At 73.7% G+C, this 22,364-nt stretch carries 21 protein-coding genes; 10 read left to right on the plus strand and 11 right to left on the minus strand.

From position 1 onward, the window contains the following. Positions 1–36 precede the first annotated feature (36 nt). Together IE331_RS01845 and IE331_RS01850 are read left to right on the plus strand one after the other, a co-directional pair. Complete coding sequence (locus IE331_RS01845) at positions 37–1,356, plus strand: MFS transporter (RefSeq protein ID WP_192139932.1); 1,320 nt, start codon at positions 37–39, stop codon at positions 1,354–1,356. Positions 1,357–1,483: 127 nt separating this feature from the next. Beyond that, positions 1,484–2,377, plus strand: a complete 894-nt coding sequence (locus IE331_RS01850) for a hypothetical protein (RefSeq protein WP_192139934.1) — start codon at positions 1,484–1,486, stop codon at positions 2,375–2,377. 41 nt (positions 2,378–2,418) lie between these two features. Here the strand turns inward: IE331_RS01850 and typA are convergent, their stop codons facing one another. Together typA and heR are read right to left on the minus strand one after the other, a co-directional pair. Beyond that, positions 2,419–4,311, minus strand: a complete 1,893-nt coding sequence (gene typA / locus IE331_RS01855; protein ID WP_192139936.1) for a translational GTPase TypA — start codon at positions 4,309–4,311, stop codon at positions 2,419–2,421. Between the two features lie 125 nt (positions 4,312–4,436). After that, entirely contained in the window at positions 4,437–5,237 is an 801-nt protein-coding gene (gene heR, locus IE331_RS01860; RefSeq protein WP_192139940.1) for a heliorhodopsin HeR, read from the minus strand. Positions 5,238–5,475: 238 nt separating this feature from the next. Here heR and IE331_RS01865 point away from each other — a divergent pair, with 238 nt between their 5' ends. Continuing rightward, positions 5,476–6,813, plus strand: a complete 1,338-nt coding sequence (locus IE331_RS01865) for a M4 family metallopeptidase (protein WP_192139942.1) — start codon at positions 5,476–5,478, stop codon at positions 6,811–6,813. A 10-nt stretch (positions 6,814–6,823) separates the two neighbouring features. On the opposite strand, the gene IE331_RS01870 is transcribed toward IE331_RS01865, so the two are convergent. Both IE331_RS01870 and IE331_RS01875 read right to left on the minus strand, forming a co-directional pair. Further along, complete coding sequence (locus tag IE331_RS01870; protein WP_192139944.1) at positions 6,824–7,513, minus strand: aspartate/glutamate racemase family protein; 690 nt, start codon at positions 7,511–7,513, stop codon at positions 6,824–6,826. A gap of 47 nt (positions 7,514–7,560) precedes the next feature. Next, entirely contained in the window at positions 7,561–8,343 is a 783-nt protein-coding gene (locus IE331_RS01875; protein WP_192139946.1) for an SDR family oxidoreductase, read from the minus strand. Between the two features lie 92 nt (positions 8,344–8,435). On the opposite strand from IE331_RS01875, the gene IE331_RS01880 reads away from it, so the two are divergent. From IE331_RS01880 to IE331_RS01895, 4 genes are all read left to right on the plus strand, one after another. Further along, positions 8,436–8,828, plus strand: a complete 393-nt coding sequence (locus IE331_RS01880) for a hypothetical protein (RefSeq protein WP_192139948.1) — start codon at positions 8,436–8,438, stop codon at positions 8,826–8,828. A gap of 52 nt (positions 8,829–8,880) precedes the next feature. Next, positions 8,881–11,535 (plus strand): AMP-binding protein, encoded by a 2,655-nt coding sequence (locus tag IE331_RS01885; RefSeq protein ID WP_201930907.1) that lies wholly within the window; start codon positions 8,881–8,883, stop codon positions 11,533–11,535. A 189-nt stretch (positions 11,536–11,724) separates the two neighbouring features. Further along, entirely contained in the window at positions 11,725–12,981 is a 1,257-nt protein-coding gene (mshA, locus tag IE331_RS01890) for a D-inositol-3-phosphate glycosyltransferase (RefSeq protein ID WP_192139950.1), read from the plus strand. Further along, positions 12,974–13,486, plus strand: coding sequence for a type III secretion system chaperone family protein (locus tag IE331_RS01895; RefSeq protein ID WP_192139952.1), 513 nt, complete (start codon positions 12,974–12,976; stop codon positions 13,484–13,486). The genes mshA and IE331_RS01895 overlap by 8 nt, the downstream gene beginning before the upstream one ends. On the opposite strand, the gene IE331_RS01900 is transcribed toward IE331_RS01895, so the two are convergent. The 3 genes from IE331_RS01900 to IE331_RS01910 all read right to left on the minus strand — a co-directional run bounded on the left by IE331_RS01900 (position 13,483) and on the right by IE331_RS01910 (position 16,446). Then, a complete protein-coding gene (locus tag IE331_RS01900; protein WP_201930909.1) occupies positions 13,483–14,484 on the minus strand; it encodes a DMT family transporter in 1,002 nt (333 codons plus the stop codon). The two genes, IE331_RS01895 and IE331_RS01900, sit on opposite strands and share 4 nt — an antisense overlap. A 142-nt stretch (positions 14,485–14,626) precedes the next feature. Continuing rightward, positions 14,627–15,304 carry a response regulator gene (locus tag IE331_RS01905; protein ID WP_192139956.1) on the minus strand — a complete coding sequence of 226 codons (678 nt, stop codon included), beginning with the start codon at positions 15,302–15,304 and terminating at the stop codon, positions 14,627–14,629. After that, positions 15,301–16,446 carry a sensor histidine kinase gene (locus IE331_RS01910; protein WP_192139958.1) on the minus strand — a complete coding sequence of 382 codons (1,146 nt, stop codon included), beginning with the start codon at positions 16,444–16,446 and terminating at the stop codon, positions 15,301–15,303. The genes IE331_RS01905 and IE331_RS01910 overlap by 4 nt, the downstream gene beginning before the upstream one ends. A gap of 144 nt (positions 16,447–16,590) precedes the next feature. Here IE331_RS01910 and phoU point away from each other — a divergent pair, with 144 nt between their 5' ends. Then, a complete protein-coding gene (gene phoU / locus IE331_RS01915) occupies positions 16,591–17,247 on the plus strand; it encodes a phosphate signaling complex protein PhoU (RefSeq protein WP_192139960.1) in 657 nt (218 codons plus the stop codon). A 6-nt stretch (positions 17,248–17,253) separates the two neighbouring features. Here phoU and IE331_RS01920 read toward each other — a convergent pair whose 3' ends face one another. From IE331_RS01920 to IE331_RS01930, 3 genes are all read right to left on the minus strand, one after another. Continuing rightward, positions 17,254–18,000: a phosphoglyceromutase gene (locus IE331_RS01920; protein WP_192139962.1), complete on the minus strand. Its 747-nt coding sequence runs from the start codon at positions 17,998–18,000 to the stop codon at positions 17,254–17,256. Next, complete coding sequence (locus IE331_RS01925; protein ID WP_192139964.1) at positions 17,997–18,569, minus strand: hypothetical protein; 573 nt, start codon at positions 18,567–18,569, stop codon at positions 17,997–17,999. The genes IE331_RS01920 and IE331_RS01925 overlap by 4 nt, the downstream gene beginning before the upstream one ends. An 81-nt stretch (positions 18,570–18,650) precedes the next feature. Continuing rightward, positions 18,651–19,433 (minus strand): UbiA family prenyltransferase, encoded by a 783-nt coding sequence (locus tag IE331_RS01930; protein WP_192139966.1) that lies wholly within the window; start codon positions 19,431–19,433, stop codon positions 18,651–18,653. A gap of 212 nt (positions 19,434–19,645) precedes the next feature. Here IE331_RS01930 and IE331_RS01935 point away from each other — a divergent pair, with 212 nt between their 5' ends. After that, a complete protein-coding gene (locus IE331_RS01935; protein WP_116570704.1) occupies positions 19,646–20,131 on the plus strand; it encodes a CarD family transcriptional regulator in 486 nt (161 codons plus the stop codon). A 108-nt stretch (positions 20,132–20,239) separates the two neighbouring features. On the opposite strand, the gene ispF is transcribed toward IE331_RS01935, so the two are convergent. After that, a complete protein-coding gene (gene ispF, locus IE331_RS01940) occupies positions 20,240–20,713 on the minus strand; it encodes a 2-C-methyl-D-erythritol 2,4-cyclodiphosphate synthase (RefSeq protein ID WP_192139968.1) in 474 nt (157 codons plus the stop codon). Between the two features lie 32 nt (positions 20,714–20,745). Here ispF and IE331_RS01945 point away from each other — a divergent pair, with 32 nt between their 5' ends. Further along, positions 20,746–22,302 carry a molybdopterin-dependent oxidoreductase gene (locus IE331_RS01945; protein WP_201930911.1) on the plus strand — a complete coding sequence of 519 codons (1,557 nt, stop codon included), beginning with the start codon at positions 20,746–20,748 and terminating at the stop codon, positions 22,300–22,302. Positions 22,303–22,364 lie beyond the last annotated feature (62 nt).

A 22,364-nucleotide genomic window follows, 5' to 3' on the forward strand; every position in this document is an offset into this window, starting at 1 on the left:
CGGAATGGATCGGGCGGCTCCGCGGTTGGGACGCACATGCCACCCCACGACGCAGGACGCGTCTCCGTCCTGCTCGGCGTGCTCTTCGGACTGGCCGGGATGGGGTCGTCCTCGGCTGCGATCGCGCTGCCCCGGCTCGCCGAGGACCTGGGCGTCACGGTGGGTGTCAGCGCCTGGACGATCAGCCTCTACGCCCTGATGCTGGCGGTCACCACCGCCGTCTACGGCCGGGTCTCCGACCTGGTCGGCGTGCGACTCCCGCTGCTCATCGGCATCGGGCTCATGACCACCGGCGCCGTCGTCGCGGCCTTCGCCCCGACGTTCTCGGTGCTCCTGGTCGCCCGGCTCTTCCAGGGCGCCGGCGCCGCCGCCGTGCCCACCATCGGGGTCGCGGTGCTCAGCGCGCGCTACGAGGGCTCGGTCCGCGGTCTCGCCCTCGGCCGCCTGGCCGGCGTCACCGCGGCCGTCAGCGCGCTCGGCCCGCTGATCGGCGGCCTCGTCGAGAGCCAGCTCGGCTGGCGGGCGGTCATGGCCCTGCCCATCCTCGGGGTGCTGGTGATCCCGTTCCTGTGGCGCGCCCTGGACGCCGGCGGCACCGGCGCCCGCCTCGACATCCTCGGTGCGGTCCTCGTCGCCGGCACCGCCGCCGGCGCCGTGCTGCTCGTGCAGTCGCCCTCCACCGGCGTACCCGTGGCGCTCCTCGGCATCCTGCTGCTGGTGCTCGGGACCCCGCTCGTCGCGCTGCGGGTGCGACGCCGGCCACACGGGTTCCTGCCGTTGGAGGTGATCCGGAACGCGGTCGTGGTGCGCAGCGCCCTGGCCGCCTCGGCGATCCCGGCGGCCTGGTTCGCGATGCTGATCGCGGTGCCCGCCGTCCTCGTCGGCGCCGGCTGGGAGCCCTGGCAGGTCGGGCTGATCCTGGTCCCGAGCGGTGCCGTGGGACTGCTGACCCCGCGCTACGCCGGGCCGCTCATGGAGCGGATCGGGCCGGCCGCCGCCCTGGCCGTCGCCGGCGTGATCGCCTCGGTCGCGCTGCTCGTGGCCGCGGCCGGCGCAGCCGCGGTCTCCGCGCTGGTCCTGGCGCTGTCGGTGGTGCTGGTGACGGTCGGCTTCGGGCTCGGCCAGCCGGCCCTGTCGGCCGCGGTCGGTGGGGCGGTCGAGGTCGACGTCCGCGGCGTCGCCCTCGGGGTGGCGACCCTGCTGTTCCTCGTCGGAGGCAGCATCGGCTCCGCCGTGGTCGGCGGGCTCGGGGGGCTCATCGGCATCGGCGGTGCCCTGGCGCTGCTGGCGGTGCTGCCGGCGCTCGGCCTGCTGGCCCTCGCCCCGACCCTGCGCCGGCCGGTCCCCGCCGCCTGACGCGTGCAGGACTACGTGCAGCCCGGCCCGGCCGCGGCCGACGTACGCCGTGCGCGGGGGAGCTGCACGTAGTTCTGCCTGTGGAGGGCCGCCGGCCTCGACCGGCGTGATCGGGCAGGGTGAGCGAGTGGAGGTGACGCGGGCGCTCGCCCGCCTGGGGACGGTCGCGACCCACGCCCGGCTGGTCGAGGCCACGTCGCGTGGGCAGGTCCGCGCGGCGCTCGAGAGCGGTCAGATCGTGCGGCTCACGCACGGTCGCTACGCGCTGCCGAGCGTCGACCTGGCGCGCGCCGCCGCCTTCCGGGTCAACGGCGTGATCTCCCACCTCTCGGCCGCGCTGTACTGGGAGTGGCCGGTCAAGCACCAGCCGCTCGAGCCGGTGGTCACCGTCCCGCGCGGCCGGAAGCTCACCCCCGCCCGCCGGGAGGGCGTCGACGTGCGCTGGGGGACGCTGCGGCCCGACGAGCTCCGGCGCCGGGAGGTGACGTCGCCGCTGCGCAGCGTCATCGACTGCCTGCGCACGCTCGAGCCCGACGCCGCTCTCGCCGTGGGCGACTCCGCCCTGCGCTCGGGGCTGGTGACCCGTGCGGAGATCCTCGCCGCCGCCGAGGAGCTGCCCGTGCAGTTCCGCGGCCGCGTGCGCCGGATCGGCCTGGCCGCCGACGCCCGGGCGGAGAACCCCTTCGAGTCTGCGGTGCGCGCCCACGGCCTCGACGTCCCCGGCCTCAGCCTGGTGCCCCAGCAGTACCTGCCGGGCGTCGGCTACCCCGACCTGCTCGACGAGGCGCTCGGGCTGGTCGTCGAGTGCGACTCGTTCGGGTTCCATGCCAGCCGGTACGCGCTGCAGCGCGACTGCGAGCGCTACAACGCCTGCGCCCGTCTCGGGCTGGTCGTCGTGCGCTTCGCGTGGGAGCACGCGATGCGCGACGGGGACTACGTGCGGGCCACGCTGGCCGCGATGGCACGGCAGCGTGCAGGACTACGTGCAGCCCGGCCCGGCCGCGGCCGACGTACGCCGTGAGGGCCGGCCGGCTGCCAGTAGTCCTGCCGGTGCAGCCGGGGCTACTTGGCCTTGCGGGCGCGGGAGGCGGTCTTGGCCCGCTCGTTCGCGTCCAGCACCACCTTGCGGATCCGCACCATCTCCGGCGTGACCTCGACGCACTCGTCCTCGCGGCAGAACTCCAGGCACTGCTCCAGCGAGAGCTTGCGCGGCGGCACCAGCTTCTCGAAGTTGTCGGAGGTCGCGGACCGGATGTTGGTCTGCGCCTTCTCCTTGGTGATGTTGACGTCCATGTCGTCGGCGCGGGAGTTCTCGCCGACGATCATCCCCTCGTAGACCTCGGTGGTCGGCTCGACGAACATCGTGCCGCGCTCCTGCAGGTTCGTCATCGCGTACGCCGTCGCGGCGCCCTTGCGGTCCGCGACCAGCGACCCGTTGTTGCGGGAGCGGATCTCGCCGGCCCAGGGCTCGTAGCCCTCGGAGATGTGGTGGGCGATGCCGGTGCCTCGGGTGTCGGTGAGGAACTCGGTGCGGAAGCCGATGAGGCCGCGCGCCGGCACCAGGAACTCCATGCGGACCCAGCCGGTGCCGTGGTTGGTCATCTGCTCCATGCGGCCCTTGCGGGAGGCGAGCAGCTCGGTGATCGTGCCGAGGTACTCCTCCGGGGCGTCGATCGTCAGCCGCTCCACGGGCTCGTGGACCTTGCCGTCGACCTCCTTGGTGACCACCTGCGGCTTGCCGACGGTCAGCTCGAAGCCCTCACGTCGCATCTGCTCGACCAGGATCGCCAGCGCCAGCTCGCCGCGGCCCTGCACCTCCCAGGCGTCCGGGCGCTCGGTCGGGAGCACCTTGAGGGAGACGTTGCCGATGAGCTCGCTGTCGAGCCGGTCCTTGACCAGGCGGGCGGTGACCTTGCCGCCCTTGACCCGGCCGACGAGCGGGCTGGTGTTGGTGCCGATCGTCATCGAGATCGCCGGCTCGTCCACGTGGATCAGGGGGAGGGCGACCGGCGTCTCCGGGTCGGCCAGGGTCTCGCCGATGGTGATGTCGGGGATGCCGGCGACCGCCACGATGTCGCCGGGGCCGGCCGACTCGCCGGGCTTGCGCTCGAGGCCCTCGGTGACCAGCAGCTCGGTGATCCGGACGTTCTTCGTCGTGCCGTCGCGCTTCATCCAGGCGACGCTCTGGCCCTTCCGCAGGGTGCCCTGGTGCACCCGGACCAGCGCCAGCCTGCCGAGGAACGGCGAGGCGTCCAGGTTGGTGACGTGGGCCTGCAGCGGCGCGCCCTCGTCGTACGTCGGGGCCGGGATCGACTCGAGGATCGTGCGGAAGAGCGGCTCGAGGTCGGGGGAGTCGGGCAGCCCGCCGTTCTCCGGCATCTCCAGCGAGGCCTTGCCGGCCTTCGCGGAGGCGTAGACGACCGGGAAGTCGAGCGCGTCCTGGCTGTGGTGCTCGTCGAGCAGGTCCATGAACAGCTCGTAGGTCTCGTCGACGACCTCGGAGATCCGGGCGTCGCCGCGGTCGACCTTGTTGACCACGAGCACGACGGGCATGTCGGCGTTGAGGGCCTTGCGGAGCACGAAGCGGGTCTGCGGGAGCGGGCCCTCGGAGGCGTCGACGAGCAGCACGATGCCGTCGACCATCGACAGGCCGCGCTCCACCTCGCCGCCGAAGTCGGCGTGGCCGGGGGTGTCGATGATGTTGATCGTCATCGGCTTGCCGTCGGCGGCCGGGCCTGCGTAGTGGATCGCGGTGTTCTTCGCGAGGATCGTGATGCCCTTCTCGCGCTCGAGGTCCCCGGAGTCCATCACCCGGTCCGCGACCCCCTCCGCCTGGTGCTCGGTGAAGGCGCCGCCCTGGCGCAGCATCGCGTCGACCAGGGTGGTCTTGCCGTGGTCGACGTGGGCGACGATGGCGACGTTGCGGAGGTCGACGCGGGTGGTGCTTCCAGACATGGGCGTACGCAGTCACTTTCGATGGCGTGAGGGGCGAGCGGCCCGACGGGCCGCATCGAGTCTAGTCGGGCGGGCGCCCGGAGCCCGCATCGGCGCCGGAGGGCGGCCCCCGCGGCGGCCGGCTCTCAGCCGGCCAGCGAGCCGCCGAAGATCTGCCACGCGAGCGCCGACTTCGCGCCCAGGCTGAGCACCAGGTAGGCCTTCTCGCCGAACGCGTAGCTGGCCCAGGGGCCGACCTCGCGGTACTGCAGCCACTGGTTGACCGCGAAGCTCATGAAGAACACGAACAGGGATCCGATGATCCCGTAGACGCACCCGGGCACGGTGTCCGCGCCGAGGGTGTTGACCAGGATCGCGACCCAGGGGGCGGCGCCGGCGACGGTGCCGAACCAGAACGGCACCATCGTCGTCGTGGTGCGTCCGGGCGGGTTCATGATCTCCTGCAGCCAGCCGAACAGGATCATCGCGACGTTGGCCCCGATGATCGCGATCAGCGCCGAGGTGCCGGTGATGCCGTTGTAGAAGGCGATCAGCACGATCATGATCGTGGCGCTGACGGAGTACTCCAGCCACCGGAACCGGTTGAAGCCGGCCCGCAGCTCGGTCTCGTACCTGGCCCGGAAGAGGGTCGCGGTGAGCAGGTGGTCGACGGCCGCCAGCAGCAGGAAGGCGGCGATCGCCACCCCGATCCGGACGTCGAAGAGCGCCTCGGGCGCCGGTGGGACGGTGCCCGGCGGACCCGCGGGGAACGACGTCGTGACGGTGATCGCGAAGTCGGTGGCGAGCACCAGCACCACGACCGCCTGGGCGGCGTGGAGCACGGTGAGCCCCAGGTTCCATCGCCGCAGGTTGCGGAGCCGGGCGTCGTCGACGCCGGGTGCGTCGGGTCGCTGGTCGGGGACGGCGGTGTGCTTGCCCGGGGTCATGGCCTCACCTCTGCCTGAAGCCTATGCCAGCACCCGGGGCGGCGCCCGGCTCCGAGGCGGCGTGCGGTGGATGTATCTGGCACGGCCGAGCCCGCTCCTGAGCCGACGACCGTGCGGATCCCGGGGGAGCCGCGGGTCGCCGAGGGGAGCACGGGGGTGCAGGGGGATCCGGGCGCCGGGCCGTTCAGACGGCCCGGCGCCCGTGGCGTTCCCGGTCCGGGCTTGGTAGACATCGGGGGTGGAGAGATGCTCGTTCGTCCCGCCGTACCTGCTGAGCCGGATCGCGGCGTCCCGGGAGGTCGCGGCGGCGAGCAGGTGCCACCGCACGCTCGCCCTCGACGCGGCCTTCCGGGTGAACCGTGAGGCGCACCTGACCGCCCCGCGGACGCAGGCGTCCGCGCGCGGGGCGGACCCGGAGGCCCCGCTCCGCTGGCGCGTGCACACCGCCGACGGCGGCTCGGCACTGCCCGGTCGGCCGATCCGGGACCAGGACCAGCCGGCCCTCGGCGACCCGGCCGCCGACGAGGCGTGGGAGGGGGTGCGGGCCTCGCTGGCGCTCTTCGCCGAGGTGTACGGACACCGCTCCTACGACGGGCTCGGGGCGTCGGTGAGCGCCACCGTCCACTACGAGCGCGACTACGCCAACGCCTTCTGGGACGGGGCGAACCTGGTCTTCGGCGACGGCGACGGCCAGGTCTTCGGACGGTTCACGCGCCCCGTCGACGTCCTCGGCCACGAGCTCACCCACGCCGTGACCGAGCACACCGCCGGGCTGGTCTACCGGGGTCAGTCGGGCGCCCTCAACGAGTCCGTCTCGGACGTCTTCGCCAGCTGTCTCAAGCAGCGGCTGCTCGGGCAGGACGCCGTCGACGGCGACTGGCTGATCGGCGCCGAGCTCTTCCTGCCGCGGATCCGGGCCCGGGGGCTGCGGTCGATGAGCGCGCCCGGGACGGCGTACGACGACCCCCTGCTGGGGCGCGATCCGCAGCCCGACCACATGTCCGGCTACGTCGTCACCGACGACGACAACGGTGGGGTGCACCTCAACTCCGGGATCCCGAACCGCGCCTTCCACCTGGCCGCCACCGGCATCGGAGGGACGTCGGCGCACGGGGCCGGGGCGATCTGGTGGCAGGCACTCGGGACGGTGCGGCCGAGCGCCGACTTCGCGACCTTCGCGGCCGCCACCGTCGCCGCGGCCGGGGAGCACGCCGGCACGGTCGAGGAGGCGTGGCGCGAGGTGGGCGTCCACCCGGGGCCCGGGCCCGACGTCCCGGAGGCCGACCCCGACCGGTCGCAGCCGGAGCCGGCGCAGGTGGAGGTACGCCGCAGCGGCGGGCTCCTCGGCCGGACCGTCACCGGGCACGTCGACCTCGGCGGATCGGACCCCCGGGCGGGCGAGGTCCGGGAGCTGATCGACCGGGTGGACCCGGAGTCCGTGCCGACCGGCAGCCCGCACCCGGACGGCTACGTCTACGTGGTCTCCACGCAGCGGTGGACCGTCCAGCTCGTGGAGTCGGACCTCACCGGCGACCTGCGGCGCCTGGTCGACCTGCTGCTCGACGACCGGGTCTGAGGTCGGGCGGTCAGCCCAGGGCGCGGTCCAGGGCGGCCTCGACGTGCAGAGAGGTGCACGGGAAGACCGGCAGCTCGGAGTCGGCCTGCTTCACGAGCAGCTCGAGCTCGGTGCAGCCCAGGATCACGCCGCCCGCGCCGGCGTCCCACAGCTCGTCGACCAGGCCGACGATGGTCCGGCGGGAGGAGTCGAGCACCTTCCCGTGCACGAGCTCGTCGTAGATGATCCGGTTGATCTCGGCGTGGTGCTCGGCGGCCGGCACGTGCACCCGCAGCCCGTGCGAGGCGATTCGGTCGATGAAGAACGAGCGGGACATCGCGAACTCGGTGCCGATCAGCGCCACCTCCTCGAGGCGGTGCTCGCGGCACGCCTCGGCGACCACGTCGGCCAGGTGGAGCAGGGGCACCTCGACCGCCGCCTGGACCTGCTCGGCGACCAGGTGGAAGGTCGTCGTGCAGAGGACCAGGAAGTCGGCGCCGGCCCGCTCCACCGACCGGGCGGCGTCCACGAGGATCGCGGCCACGCCGTCCCAGTCCTCCGCCTGCTGGAGCGCCGTCACCTCCGCGAAGTCGACCGAGGCCAGCACGGTCCGCGCGGAGGAGAGGCCGCCGAGCCGGCGCTCGACGCCGAGGTTGAGGTCCTTGTAGTACTCGGCGCTGCTCTCCCAGCTCATGCCGCCGACGAGTCCGATGGTCTGCACCCGCGCAGTCTGTCCTGCCGGACCCCTCGGCTGCCACCCCGGGTCCATCAGCTGAGGCGGTGCACCTTGTGCTGGGCGGCCTGGGCGCGCGGCCGGATCACCAGCTCGTCGATGTTCACGTGCGAGGGGCGGGTGGCGATCCAGGCGATCGCCTGGGCGACGTCGTCCGCGACCAGCGGGTCGGGCACCCCGGCGTACACCTCCGCGGCCCGGTCGGCGTCGCCGCCGAAGCGCACCAGGCCGAACTCGTCTGTGCGGACCATCCCGGGCGCGACCTCCGAGACCCGGATCGGCTCGCCGCACAGCTCGAGGCGCAGCGTCTCGGTCAGCACCTGCGTCCCGTGCTTCGCGGCGGTGTAGCCGGCCCCGCCCTCGTAGGCGATCCGGCCGGCCGTGGAGCCGACGTTCACGACCAGCCCGTCGCCGCTGGCCCGCAGGGCGGGGAGCAGGGCCTGGGTGACGTGGAGCGTGCCGAGCACGTTCACCTCGTACATCGCCCGCCACTGCTCGGGGTCGGCCGACTCGATCGGGTCCGCCCCGAACGCGCCCCCGGCGTTGTTCACGAGCACGTGGACGGGGCTGCCCGCGACCTCCGCGAGGGCCGCGACCGAGGCGGGGTCGGTGACGTCGCAGGCCGCCGGCACGCCGTCGATGCGGTCGGCCAGCGCCTGCACGCGGTCGGCCCGACGGGCCGCGCAGACCACCCGGTACCCCTCGCCGGCGAGGGCCTCGGCGGTGGCCGCCCCGATCCCGCTGGAGGCGCCGGTGACGACGGCCGTCGGCCGGGCTGCCTGGGGGCCGGTGGTCTCGGGCGTCGGGCTGCTGCTCATGCTCCTGATTGTGCCGCAGGCCCCAGCTGGGGATGCGGACCGCCCGGACTCGCGGCACACTGTCGACAACCCTGTCGACTTGGAGGTCCCTGATGCGTGCGCTCGCCTGCGTCGCTGCCCTTCTCGGTGGTGCCGGCTGGATCGCATCGGCGATCCTCGGAGGGGCGGCGGTGTACTGGGCCGGCGCCGCCCTGCTCGCCCTCGCCGTCTTCGTGCTGGGCCTGCAGCTCACCCCCCGCGCGCCGACCTGGCTCCAGGCCATCGTCGGGATCGGGTCAGTGGGCCTGTCCGGCTCGGTGCTGGCCACCGTGCGGGCCGAGCTCGACGCGGCGACCGTGGACGTCGTGGCCGGTGCGGCCGTGATCCTCCTGTTCGGGTTCCTGGCGGTGCGCTGGCGGTCCGAGGCGGGGGAGGCGCGGGATGAGTCCCGGCACGGGCGGACCGGGCCGAGGTCGCGCGGCACCCGCGGCGCGCACAGCGCCTGAGTCGGCACGGTCCGTCTTGCCAAGGTAAGGCTTACCTAATTACTGTGGGCGGGTGACCACGCTCCCCCACCTCGGCCGAGCCCCGGGAACGCTCGCCGACCTCTCGCTGGTGGAGTTCCTGGCCGGCTTCGGCGCCCGCCCCGCGCTCGTGGGCAACGGCGCCCCGGACGGCGGCCTCAGCTACGCCGACCTGGCCGACCGGGTGGCGGACGTCGCCGACCGGCTCGGCACCCGCCGCCGGCTCGTCCACGTGGAGGGCGCCCACCACGTCGACGCGATCGTGACCCATCTCGGGGCCCTGGCCGCCGGATCGCCGGTGCTGCTCACCGGTCCCGGAGCCGGCCGGGTCGCGGCGACGTACGACCCGGACGTGCGGTGGACGCCCGAGCACGGCCTCATCGAGAGGCGCGCCGAGCCGGCCGCCGAGCTGCACCCCGACCTGGCGCTGCTGCTGTCCACCTCGGGCACGACCGGGTCGCCGAAGCTGGTCCGGCTCTCCCACCGCAACCTGATCGCCAACGCCGCCGCGATCGTGGACTACCTGGGCATCACCGAGGCCGACGTCGCCCCCACGGCGCTGCCGATCCACTACTGCTACGGCCTCTCGGTGCTGCACAGCCACCTGCTCGCCGGCGCCACCGTGCTGCTGACCGACGGCTCGGTCGTCGACCCAGGGTTCTGGGAGGAGTTCCGGCGGCACGGCGGCACCTCCCTGGCGGGGGTGCCGTACACCTTCGAGCTGCTCGACCGGGTCGGCTTCCCCGACCTCGACCTGCCCTCGCTGCGCTACCTCACCCAGGCCGGCGGGCGGCTGGCGCCCGACGACGTGCGCCGGTACGCCGCGCTCGGCCGCGAGCGGGGCTGGGACCTGGTGGTGATGTACGGGCAGACCGAGGCCACCGCCCGGATGGCCTGGCTGCCGCCGCTGCTCGCCGAGACGGCTCCCGAGACGATCGGGATCCCCATCCCCGGCGGCCGGTTCACCGTCGAGCCGCTGCCGGAGCGGCCCCTGCCCGGCTCCGACGAGCCCGAGGTCGGCGAGCTGGTCTTCCACGGGGACAGCGTGATGCTCGGCTACGCCGAGGGGCCGGCCGACCTGGCGCTGGGCCGGACCGTGACCGAGCTGCGGACCGGCGACGTGGGTCGCCAGCGCGAGGACGGGCTCTTCGAGATCGTCGGCCGGCGCAGCCGGTTCGTGAAGGTGTTCGGGCTGCGGGTGGACCTGGACCACGTCGAGCGGGTGCTGGCACGCCGGGGCGTGGTCGCGGCCGCGACCGACGGCGGCGACGTCCTCGTGCTCGGGGTCGGCACCGGCGCCGGCGCGGTGGACCCGGCGGCGCTGCTCGACCTGGTGCGCTCCGAGCTCGGCCTCCCCCCGGCGGCGGTCCGGCTGGTCCTGCTCCCCGAGCTGCCCCGACTGCCCAACGGCAAGACCGACCACCGGGCGCTGGTGGCGCTCGCGACCCGGGACGGTGCGGAGGCCGCGGCGGAGGAGGCCGCGTCGACCGCGGACCCGGGCGAGGAGGTCACCGCGCTGGTCGGCGAGCTGCTCGGCCGGCCCGACGCCACCCCGGACCACAGCTTCGTCCAGCTCGGTGGGGACTCGCTGTCCTACGTCGAGGTCTCCCTGCGCCTCGAGGGTCTGCTGGGGGACCTGCCGGCCGACTGGCCGCACCGACCGCTGGGCTCGCTCGCCGACCTGCCCGCCGGGCCCGGGGCCGACGGCCCGCTCGGCATGAGCGGCCGCGAGCCGGGTCGCCGGCCGGGCGGTGTCTCCGGCGGGCGCGTGCCGGGCGGTCTGCCGGGCGGCCTGCCGGGCGGTCCGTCGGCTCGGCGCGGACGACGGGTCGAGACCAGCGTCCTGCTGCGGGCACTGGCGATCGTCGCGATCGTGGGCAGCCACGCCAACCTCTTCGTGCTCGTCGGCGGGGCGCACGTCCTGCTCGGCGTGCTCGGCTTCAACTTCGGTCGGTTCCACGCACCCCTGGCGGGCTCGGAGCGGCTGCGGGCGGTCGGACGCAGCGCCGCCCGGATCGCCGTACCCTCCGTGCTGGTGATCGGCGCCGTCGCGCTGGTGACTCCGGGCCTGGGGTGGCGCAGCGCGCTGCTGCTCAACGGGCTGCTCGGGTCGCCCACCTGGACCGAGCCGGCGTGGCACTACTGGTTCGTCGAGGCCGCCCTGGCGCTGCTGGTCGCGGGCGCCGCCCTGCTCGCGGTGCCGCCGCTCGGTCGGCTGGCGCGACGGGCGCCGTTCTGGTTCCCGCTGGGTGTGGCGGTCCTCGCCCTGACCACGCGCTACGGGCTGGTCGAGCTGCGCGGCGGCGACGAGGTGCACCGGGCGCACGTGCTGCTGTGGCTCTTCGCCCTGGGGTGGGCCGCCTCGGCCGCCACCCGACACGGGCACCGACTGCTGCTCTCGGCGTTGACCGTCCTGAGCCTGGTCGGCTTCTTCGGAGACCCGCAGCGCGAGCTGCTGGTCATGGCCGGCCTGCTCCTGCTGGTGTGGGTGCCCGTCGTGCGCCTGCCGGACCTGCTGGCCCGGCTCACCGGCCTATTGGCGGCGGCCTCGCTGTGGACCTATCTCGTGCACTGGCAGGTCTACCCGTGGCTGGAGGACACCGTCCCCCTCGCCGCCACCCTGCTCTCGCTCGCGGCCGGCGTCCTCGCCTGGTCCCTCTCCCGCCGCCTGCTTCTCCTCTCGCGATAGTCCCGGACGTCTGCGCCCCTTCCCGGCCGGTTTCGGGGGCCACACGTCCCTGACCATCCGAGGAGGGGCGGAATATCGGGGGGATGCCGGAGGTTGAAGGCGGGAGGTCCGGGGCACCTGGACCGACGACCAACCGGGCTCCTGGGACACCAGGGCAGGACGACAGCGACGGGCAGGTGGGACGAGGCCATGGGTCGGATCGCGATGGTGAGCCTGCACACCTCCCCGCTGGACCAGCCCGGCACCGGGGACGCCGGCGGCATGAACGTCTACGTCATCGAGCTGGCCCGCCGACTGGCCGAGCGGGGCGTCGACGTCGACATCTTCACCCGCGCGACCTCCTCCCGGCAGGCCCCCGTCGTCGAGGTCGCGGACCGGGTCCTGGTGCGGCACATCCACGCCGGCCCCTTCGAGGGGCTCACCAAGACCGAGCTCCCCGGGCAGCTGTGCGTGTTCGCCCGCGAGGTCATGCGCACCGAGGCCGGGCACCAGGCCGGTCACTACGACGCGGTGCACTCCCACTACTGGCTCTCCGGCCAGGTCGGGGCCCTCGCCCGCGACCGGTGGGGGGTCCCCCTGGTCCACTCCATGCACACGATGGCCAAGGTCAAGAACGCGGCGCTCGCCGACGGTGACAGCCCGGAGCCGACCTCCCGGGTCATCGGCGAGGAGCAGGTGGTCGAGGCCGCGGACATGCTCATCGCGAACACCGACATCGAGGCCCGGCAGCTGATCGACCTGTACGACGCCGAGCCGGCGCGGGTCGAGGTGGTGCATCCCGGGGTCGACCTGGACGTCTTCCGGCCCGCCGACCAGCGCGAGGCGCGGAGACGGCTCGGCCTGCCGCCCGACGCCCACGTGCTGATGTTCGCGGGACGGCTGCAGCCGTTGAAGGCCCCCGACGTGCTGCTCCGCGCGGTCGCGGAGCTCCTGGCCGCCGACCCGTCGCTCCGCGGCCGGCTGGTGGTGCCCGTGGTGGGCGGTCCGTCCGGCAGCGGGCTCGAGCACCCGGAGGCGCTCGCGGACCTGGCCGCCAGCCTGGGCCTGGACGACGTGGTCCGGTTCGTGCCCCCGGTCACCCAGGACGTGCTGGCCCGGTGGTGCGCGGCGGCGACGCTGGTCGCCGTACCGTCCTACAACGAGTCGTTCGGCCTGGTCGCAGTCGAGGCCCAGGCCACCGGGACCCCGGTCGTCGCCGCCGCCGTCGGGGGGCTGCCGACCGTCGTCCGCGACGGCCACTCCGGGCTGCTCGTCGACTCCCACGACCCGGCCGACTGGGCCCGGGCGCTGCGTCGGGTGCTCGCCGACGACGACCTGCGTGCGAGGCTGTCCGCGGGCGCGCTGGAGCAGGCGCGTCAGTTCTCGTGGGAGCGCACCGCCGACCGCACCCTCGAGGTCTACCGGCAGGCGGTCGGCCTGATGCGCGAGGAGCTCTTCGTTGGCTGAGCCGGCGACCGTGGTCCGGGAGTGGCTGGCGGACAACGAGGTCGAGTACGACGAGACCGCCCCCGGGATGTTCTCCTTCGGGCTGCCCGGGGAGCGCAAGCTGTCCACGCCGGTCCGGGTCGACGTCGGCCCGCACGCGCTCGGCGTGCACGCCTTCGTCTGCCGCAACCCCGACGAGAACCACGCCCGGGTGCACCGCTGGCTGCTCGAGAAGAACCTCAAGCTGTACGGCGTGGCGTTCGCGATCGACCACCACGGGGACATCTACCTCGATGCCCGGCTGCCGCTCTCCTCGGCCACCCCGGAGGACCTCGACCGGATCCTCGGCACGGTGCTGGCCACCGCGGACGACTCGTTCAACACGATCCTCGAGCTCGGCTTCGCCAGCTCCATCCGCAAGGAGTGGGAGTGGCGCATCGCGCGGGGCGAGTCGACGCGCAACCTCGAGGCCTTCCGCGGCTGGCTCGAGGCCGGAAGCTCCGAGGAGGACCGGCCGGACGCCTAGCCTCGGCTCGGCACCCCGTCGGACGGCTCCTGCCCGGCCGGACGCGGGGCCGGCGACGGGTCGGGCGAGACGACGGGCGACGGGACGGGCGCCGCCGGGCGGGGGCGACCGCGGCGTGAGACCAGCACCCCGGCCACGCACAGCAGCCCGCCGACGTACGCCGCGGTCGGCGGCACCTCGCCGAGCAGCAGCCACGCCAGCGCGATCGTGATCGGCGGGACCAGGAAGGTCGTGATCGCGAGCCGACCGGCGCCCATCCGCGTGAGCGCGTAGGCCCAGGTGCTGAAGGCCAGCGCGGTCGGCCCCACACCCAGGTAGACGATCCACCACCAGGTGCCGGCGTCGGCGGTCCGGACGAGGGTGACCGCCTGGCCGGAGAACGGCAGCGCCGTGACCAGGCCGATGACGCAGGCGAGGAAGGTCAGCTCGAACGGCGGGATCCGCCGGGTCAGCGGCTTCTGGGTGACCACCCCGATCGCGTAGGACACCGCCGCGAGGACCGTGAGTGCGACCCCCCAGAGGTCCCGGTCGCCGGCCCCGTCGGTGGCCCGGCCGATCACGACGACACCCGCGAACGCCACCACCAGCCCGACCAGCAGCCAGGGGGTGAGCCGCTCGTCGAGGAACACCGCCGCGAGCAGCGCGACGACGAGGGGGCCGATCTGGATCAGCATCGCCGCGGTGCCGGCATCGATCCGTTGCTCGGCCTCGTTGAGCGCGAGGTTGTAGACGCCGAACCACATCACCCCGCAGGCCAGCACCAGCGGCCACTCACGCCCACGCGGCCACACCCGGGGGCGGCGCATCAGCATGAGGCCCAGCACGAGCGAGGCGATCGCGAGCCGGCTGATCGTCAGCGCGCCCGGCTCGACCTCCTGGCCGAGGTGCCGGATCGCCACGAACGCCGACCCCCAGAGCACCAGGGTGGTCGCCGCGGCGGCCGCCGGCAGCCCCACACGGGCCGCGGTCGCTGCGGGGGGAGTCGCCGTCGTCGTCACCGCTCCAGCGTAGGGAGCCGAACGGTCCCGGGTCGCGCGGGTTTCGGCCATCCTGGCCCGAGATCCCGCCCCATCGCGGCCGCGACGCGGGAGACGGCGCCGGAGGCGGGGACGGAGACGGGGACGGGGAAGGGGACGGCGCTCAGAGGTCGAGCTTGTAGCCGAGCCCGCGCACGGTCACGAGGTACTGCGGCAGGCCCGGGTCCGGCTCCAGCTTGGCGCGCAGCCGCTTGACGTGGACGTCGAGGGTCTTGGTGTCGCCGACGTAGTCCGAGCCCCAGACCCGGTCGATGAGCTGGCCCCGGGTCAGCACCCGGCCCGGGTTGCGCAGGAACATCTCCAGCAGCTCGAACTCCTTGAGCGGCAGCCGCTGCTCCTCGCCGTCGACGGTCACGACGTGCCGCTCGACGTCCATCCGGACCGGTCCGGCCTCGAGGGTGGCGGGGGCCAGCTCCGGCTCCTGGCCGCGCCGCAGCACCGCCCGGATCCGGGCCACCAGCTCCCGCGGCGAGTAGGGCTTGGTCACGTAGTCGTCGGCGCCGAGCTCGAGCCCGACGACCTTGTCGACCTCGTCGTCCTTCGCGGTCACCATGATCACCGGGACCGAGGAGGTCTGCCGGATCTGCCGGCACACCTCGGTCCCGGGGATCCCCGGCAGCATGAGGTCGAGGAGCACGATGTCGGCCCCGGCCCGGTCGAACTCGGCGAGCGCCTCGTTCCCGTCGTTGGCGATGGAGACCTCGAAGCCCTCCTTGCGCAGCATGTAGGCGAGGGCGTCGGAGTAGCTCTCCTCATCCTCGACGACGAGTACCCGGGTCACGTGCGTGCCTCCTGGTTGGTCCTGACGGCGTGGTTGCGGGGCAGGGTGAGCGTGAAGGTCGAGCCCTGCCCCTCGACGGACCACACGCGGATGTCCCCGCCGTGCGTGGCCGCCACGTGCTTGACGATGGAGAGCCCGAGCCCGGTCCCACCCGTGGAGCGGTGCCGGGCCGGGTCGATCCGGTAGAAGCGCTCGAAGATCCGGTCGATCTCCCCGGCCGGGATGCCGATCCCCTGGTCGGTCACGGAGATCTCGACGGACTGCTCGTGGGCGCGGGTGGCCACGAGCACCGACGACCGGTCGGGGGAGTAGGCGACGGCGTTCGCGACCAGGTTCCCGATCGCGACCGTGACCTGCTCCTGGTTGCCGAGCACCTCGAGCCCGGGATCGCCCGAGGTCACCACGGAGATGCCTCGGTGCTGGGCGTCGATCGCGGTGGCGTCGACGGCGGTCGCGACGACGGAGTCGAGCGGCACCGGGCTCGGCTCGTCGAGCGGGTTGTCGCCCTGCAGGCGGGAGAGCTCGATGATCTGCTGCACCAGCCGACTCAGCCGGTCGCTCTCGGTGATCATGCGCCCGGCGAACCGCTCGACCGCCTCAGGATCCTCCGAGGCGTCCTGCACGGCCTCGGCGAGCAGCCGGATCGCGCCGACCGGCGTCTTCAGCTCGTGCGAGACGTTGGCCACGAAGTCCCTGCGGATCGCCTCCACCCGGCGCTCCCGGGTGCGGTCCTCGACCAGCACCAGCACCTGACGGGTGCCCAGCGGCGCCACCCGGGCGGTGACGTGGCGGGCCTGCCCACCGGGGCTGCGGGCGATGACCAGCTCGGTCTCCCGGATCTGGCCGTCGCGGCGGACCTGCCGCACCACCTCGGCCAGGTCGGCGTCGACGATCTCGTTGCCACGGACCAGCCCCAGCGCGTACGCCGGCGCGGAGGCCTTGAGCACCACGTCCTCGTCGTTGACGACCACCGCGCTGGAGCGCAGCACCGACAGGACGGTCGCCACTCCCGCCGGCACGACCGGCTCGTCGATCCGGGGAATCTGCCTCTGCTGCTGCTCGCTGACGTGCCAGGCATAGACCACCCCGCCCACGAGCGCCGCTCCGAGCAGCACGAGGAGCACCGCCTGGGTCGTCGTCACGCCCCGATCGTACGCACGGGCCGACCCGGGGACCGCCTCCCAGGGGCGCTGCGGGCCACTTGTTCACGCCTCGTTCACGCGTCGACCCCGTCTGGTCACCCACCGCATCTGGCGTCGTCACCTGACGGGCCTAGGATCGGGGACATGCGTGAGGCTTTCCATGACCAGCTCGACTCCGTCTTCAACGATCTCGCCGCCATCGCCGACCAGGTGCAGACCTCGGTGGCCCGGGCGACCGAGGCGCTGCTCAACGCCGACGCCGAGGTCGCCGAGGCGGTGATCTCCGGCGATGCCGACATCGACGCCGCCCGCGAGCGGGTGGAGGAGCACTCCTTCAGCCTGCTCTCCCTCCAGCAGCCCGTGGCCCGGGACCTGCGGACCCTCGTGGCGGGGCTGCGGATGGTGGCCGAGCTGGAGCGGATGGGCGACCTGTCCGTGCACGTCGCGAAGATCGCCCGGCTGCGGGTGCCGGACACCGCGGTGCCCGAGGACGCCGAGCCCACGATCCGCCGGATGGCGATGGTGGCCGAGCTGATGGTCGGCAAGGTGGCGCGGATCATCGCCGAGCGCGACGTCGCCGGCGCCGCCGAGCTGGCCAGCGCCGACGAGGAGATGGACGAGCTGCGCCGCAACTCCTTCCGGGAGCTGCTCGGGGCCGACTGGCCGCACGGCGTCGAGCCGGCCGTCGACCTGGCCCTGCTCGGCCGCTACTACGAGCGCATCGCCGACCACGCGGTCTCGGTCGCGAACCGGGTCGTCTACGTGGTCACCGGCGAGCCGGTGGTCAGCTCCGACGCCTGAGCGGTCTCAGCGACCCTGGTTGGCCACTGCGGCGGCCGCCTGCGCGGCCGCCTCCGGGTCGAGGTACTCCCCGCCCGGGACGGTGGGTCGCAGCTCGTCGTCGAGCCGGTAGACCAGGGGCATGCCGGTGGGGATGTTCAGCCCGGCGATGTCCTCGTCGCTGATCCCGTCGAGGTGCTTGACGATGGCCCGCAGGCTGTTCCCGTGGGCCGCGACGAGCACCGTGTGGCCGGCCCGCAGGTCCGTGGTCACCTCGGACCGCCAGTACGGCAGCAGCCGGGTGATGACGTCCTTGAGGCACTCGCTGCGGGGCAGCTCCTCGCCGAGGTCGGCGTACTGCGGGTCGCCGGCCTGGGAGTACTCGCTGTCGTCGTCGAGCGGCGGCGGGGGCACGTCGAAGCTGCGCCGCCAGAGCATGAACTGCTCCTCGCCGAACTCCTCGAGCGTCTGCTTCTTGTCCTTGCCCTGCAGGGCGCCGTAGTGCCGCTCGTTGAGCCGCCAGGAGCGCCGGACCGGGATCCAGTGCCGGTCGGCCGCGTCCAGGGCGAGGCAGGCGGTGGAGATCGCCCGGCGCTGCAGGGAGGTGTGGACCACGTCGGGCAGCACGCCCGCCTCGGTCAGCAGCTCGCCGCCCCGCGTCGCCTCGGCGCGGCCCTTGTCGGTCAGGTCGACGTCGACCCAGCCGGTGAAGAGGTTCTTGGCGTTCCAGTCGCTCTCGCCGTGCCGCAGCAGGACCAGGGTGTGCTCGCTCATTCCTCGGCCTCCTCGCCGCCGGAGTGACCGGAGGCCTCGACTTCCTCGGCTGTGGTGGGGGTCAGCTCGGTGCCGTCCTGGCCGGCGAAGGCGCCGTTGTTGGGCACCACCGGCACCTCGATGCGGACCGGGTCGGCGTTGGCGAACGTCAGCTCCAGCTCGACGAACGAGCCGAGCACGACGGCCTCGCCCTCGACCGGGATCCCGTCGCCGTCGGCGAGTTTGGCCAGCCCGGCGCTGTCGATCGGCACCGGCCGCTCGAGCTCGAGGGTCAGCCCGCCCCCGGGCGCGGACACGCTCAGCAGCCGGTCGCCGGCGTCGGTGAACTCGCCGTCCACGAACTCGGCGGTCTCGTTGTTCACGAGCGTGGTCACGAACGTGCCCTCGCCGTCCTCCGTGGCCACGATCACCGCGCCGAGGACGTCCACGCTGCTGTCCCGGTCGTTGGTGCCCACGCCCGGTGTGTACACCTGGTCGGTGGCGAACGAGCCGCACGCGGCCAGCAGGGGGGTGGCGAGGAGGAGGGTGCCGGCGGCGCTCACGCGGGCGATCCGGTTGCGAAGCAGCATCTGTGGCCTTCGGGTCTCGTCGGCGTCCGGTGCCTGGCGGCGGGGAACGCGGCGGCGGGTGTGCGGGGACAGCCTAGCGTTTCACTGCACCAGGCCGACCGCGCGGGCCGCGACCAGGATCCCGGCCCCCACCGCGAGGTTGTAGGCGGTCGCGATCACCAGCAGCCGCGGTGCGCCCGTCCTGAGCGCCACCCGGAGCGGGAAGCTGCGGATCCCGTCCCGGTCGTCGTCCACCAGGCCGGGAAGGGCCCGGGTCACGTGCACGCCGATGCCGAGGAGGGCGGCGAGCGCGGTCATCGCGATGGTGGGCGGTCCGCCGCTACCCTCGCCGGCGAACCCCCCGTAGGAGAGGAAGGCGGGCAGCAGCCCGAAGGTCGCCATCCACGGCAGGTAGGAGAACCGGCTGCGGCGAAGCAGCCCGGCGTTGCCGGCCATGGCCACGAGGAGTACGCCGACGTGCGTGAGGCCGGCGACGACGCCGTTCGCGATCGAGAGCGGGACCACGACCAGGACCCCGCACGCGAGCGCGTAGGAGACCGTCCCGCGCTCGACCTGGCCGAGCGCGATCGGCTTGTCGGGACGGCTGTGCCGGCGGTCCCGCTCGGTGTCGACGATGTCGTTGTGCCAGCCCAGCAGGACCTGGCCAACCAGCACGGTGGCCAGCACCAGGCCGACCTCCCGGGTGCTGCGGCCGGCCACGGCGGCCGCGACGCCCAGCGCGAGGGTGATCGCCAGGGCCTGCCGCGGGTGCGCGCACCGCGCCAGCGCCACGGGCAGCGAGGCGGACAGGCGCTGCCGCCAGGGGCGGGCCGGGCGCCGGTCCCCCTGCTCTCCGCGAGGTGACTGATCGGTCCGCACAGACATAGGACGCAGTATCGACCAAGACGGCCCGCGAACGGGGGCTTTGTCCGGTCCCGGGTGCGTCCGGCGCGGCCCCGGAACGGCCGCGGCGGTCGGGCGCACCACACGGAGCGCGGTTCTGTCAAGCCCCGATTGCCGCCCTGACCTGCACAAACGCGGATCTGACCGGTCTGGACCCGTGTTAGACTGGTCACCTAGGAAGGGGTACTTGGCACATGACATTCACCGTCGGCGAAACGGTTGTTTACCCAAATCACGGAGCAGCGGTCATCGAGGACATCGAGACCCGCACCATCAAGGGAGAGGACAGGCAGTACCTGGTTCTCCGCATCGTCGCCCAGCAGGATCTGGTGGTTCGGGTCCCGGCCTGCAACCTCGATCTGGTCGGGGTCCGCGACGTCGTCGACAAGGAGGGGCTCGACCGTGTGTTCGACGTCCTCCGTGCCGCGCACGTCGAGGAGCCGACCAACTGGTCGCGGCGCTACAAGGCGAACCTCGAGAAGCTCCACTCGGGCGATGTGATGAAGGTGGCCGAGGTCGTCCGCGACCTCTGGCGCCGGGAGCGCGACCGCGGTCTGTCGGCCGGGGAGAAGCGGATGCTGGCGAAGGCTCGCCAGATCCTCGTCTCCGAGTTGGCGCTGGCCGAGCACACCAACGAGGACAAGGCCGAGGCCATCCTCGACGAGGTGCTCGCGTCCTGACCTGAGGCCGCCGCGAGCGGCCGCCCGCAACAGCACGGCGAAGCCCCCCGGACCCGGTCCGGGGGGCTTCGCGCTGCTCGGACCGCGGGCGCGCCGAGCGACGGCGGATCAGACGAGCAGGGCGGTGGCGATGGCGGCGACGCCCTCGCCGCGCCCGGTCAGGCCCAGTCCGTCGGTGGTGGTGGCCGACACCGACACCGGCGCCCCGACCGCCGCGCCGAGCACCTGCTCGGCCTCGGCCCGTCGGGCACCCATCCGCGGGCGGTTGCCGATCACCTGGACCGCCACGTTGCCGACCTCGAAGCCGGCCGCGCGCACCCGGCGCGCGGTCTCGGTCAGCAGCGCCACCCCCGAGGCGCCGGCCCACTGCGGCTCGCCGGTGCCGAAGTTGCTGCCCAGGTCGCCGAGCCCCGCCGCCGAGAGCAGCGCGTCGCACGCCGCGTGGGCGGCGACGTCGGCGTCGGAGTGGCCCTCGAGCCCGGCCGCCTCGTCCGGCCAGGCGAGTCCGGCCAGCATCATCGGCCGCCCCTCGGCGAAGCGGTGCACGTCGGAGCCGATACCGATCCGAGGGGTGTTCGTCACGCCATGATCATGCCTGAGGGACCATGGAGGACGTGAGCACCCCCCGAGGCGAGATGGACACGGCTCCCCGCGGTGCCCCGCGGGGCGCCTGGGAGATCGCCGGCCTGCTCGCCGGGCTGGCCGGACTCGCGGTCAGCCACGCCGCGACGCTGGTGCTCACCTCCCGCGCCACCCCTCCCGTCGCCGTGGCCGAGCTGTTCGTGCAGTACGTCCCCGGGGTGGTCGCCGAGACCGCCATCGACGTCCTCGGCCGGGCCGACAAGCCGGTGCTGGTCGTCGGGGTGCTGCTGGTCGTGGGTGGGCTGCTCGTCTACGCCGGGCGACTGGCCGCCCGGGCGTGGTGGAAGCCGCTGGTGGTCTACGCCGTCCTCGGCGGCATCGGCACCGTGGCCATGCTCACCCGGTACGACGCCCGGCCGGTCGACGTGCTGCCGGTGATCGCCGGCGTCGTCACGTGGATGGTGGCGCTGTCGTTCCTGACCGACCCGCTCCGGGTCGAGGCCGCGTCCGGCATCCCCGAGTCCGGGCACACCCGCCGCGGCTTCCTGCTCCGGGGCGGGGTGGTCGGCGCGATCGCGATCGGGCTCGGCGTCTTCGGCGAGCAGTTCGGGCGGCAGCGCCGCCGGGTCGAGCAGACCCGGGCGCTGCTGAACCTGCCGCTCACCCGTCCTCGACCCCCGGACGACGTGCGGGTCGACGTCGACGGCGTCGGGCCGTGGCAGACCCCGAACGCGGCGTTCTACCAGATCCACACCGCGATCGTGGTGCCCACGATCGCGCCCCAGGACTGGCGCCTGCGGATCCACGGCATGGTCGAGCGGGAGATCACGCTGACCTACCAGGACCTGCTCGACCGGGAGCTCGCCGAGGACTGGATCACGCTCAACTGCGTCTCGAACCAGGTGGGCGGCCCGCTCATCGGCAACGCCTGGTGGAGCGGCGTACGCATCGACACGCTGCTCGCCGAGGCCGGCCCGGCCCCGGGGGCGGACGCGGTCAAGCAGACCTCGCAGGACGGGTGGACCTGCGGCACGCCGCTCGGTGCCCTGACCGACCCGGAGCGCAACGCGATGCTCGCGATCGGCATGAACGGGCGCCCGCTGCCGATCACGCACGGCTTCCCGGTGCGGATGATCGTGCCGGGTCTCTACGGCTACGTCTCGGCCACCAAGTGGCTGGTCGACCTCGAGGTGACCCGGTTCGCCGACTTCGAGGCCTACTGGACCGGCAAGGGCTGGGGTGAGCGCGGCCCGGTGAAGATCGGGTCCCGGATCGAGGTCCCCCGCAACGGTGGCGACCTGCCCACCGGCGCGGCCCGCGTCGGTGGGGTCGCCTGGGCGCAGCACACCGGCATCGCCGGGGTCGAGGTGGCGCTCGACGGCGGCGGCTGGCGCGCCGCCGAGATCGCCGGCGCCCCCAACGACGACACCTGGGTCCAGTGGGCGGCCACGCTCGACCTCGACGAGGGCGACCACGAGCTGCGGGTCCGCGCGATCGGCAAGGACGGCGAGACCCAGACCGGGGTCGAGCGCGACGTCCTGCCCGACGGTGCGACCGGCTGGCACGGGATCTCGTTCAGCGCGTCCTGACCCGGTGCCGTCGGCCACGGCGGTGCCCGAGGCGGTGGGGATGGGGAGTCTCGGGCGGCTCG

The organism is Nocardioides donggukensis, assembly GCF_014842875.1.
GTDB lineage: Bacteria > Actinomycetota > Actinomycetes > Propionibacteriales > Nocardioidaceae > Nocardioides > Nocardioides donggukensis.

Bases quoted from the DNA above. Each gene is read 5' to 3' on its own strand.
- IE331_RS01845 (WP_192139932.1), top strand. From the start codon at position 37: ATGCCACCCCACGACGCAGGACGCGTCTCCGTCCTGCTCGGCGTGCTC.
- mshA (WP_192139950.1), top strand. From the start codon at position 11,725: ATGGGTCGGATCGCGATGGTGAGCCTGCACACCTCCCCGCTGGACCAG.
- IE331_RS01875 (WP_192139946.1), bottom strand. From the start codon at position 8,343: ATGAGCAGCAGCCCGACGCCCGAGACCACCGGCCCCCAGGCAGCCCGG.
- typA (WP_192139936.1), bottom strand. From the start codon at position 4,311: ATGTCTGGAAGCACCACCCGCGTCGACCTCCGCAACGTCGCCATCGTC.
- IE331_RS01925 (WP_192139964.1), bottom strand. From the start codon at position 18,569: ATGCTGCTTCGCAACCGGATCGCCCGCGTGAGCGCCGCCGGCACCCTC.
- IE331_RS01930 (WP_192139966.1), bottom strand. From the start codon at position 19,433: ATGTCTGTGCGGACCGATCAGTCACCTCGCGGAGAGCAGGGGGACCGG.
- IE331_RS01880 (WP_192139948.1), top strand. From the start codon at position 8,436: ATGCGTGCGCTCGCCTGCGTCGCTGCCCTTCTCGGTGGTGCCGGCTGG.
- heR (WP_192139940.1), bottom strand. From the start codon at position 5,237: ATGACCCCGGGCAAGCACACCGCCGTCCCCGACCAGCGACCCGACGCA.
- IE331_RS01935 (WP_116570704.1), top strand. From the start codon at position 19,646: ATGACATTCACCGTCGGCGAAACGGTTGTTTACCCAAATCACGGAGCA.
- IE331_RS01920 (WP_192139962.1), bottom strand. From the start codon at position 18,000: ATGAGCGAGCACACCCTGGTCCTGCTGCGGCACGGCGAGAGCGACTGG.
- phoU (WP_192139960.1), top strand. From the start codon at position 16,591: ATGCGTGAGGCTTTCCATGACCAGCTCGACTCCGTCTTCAACGATCTC.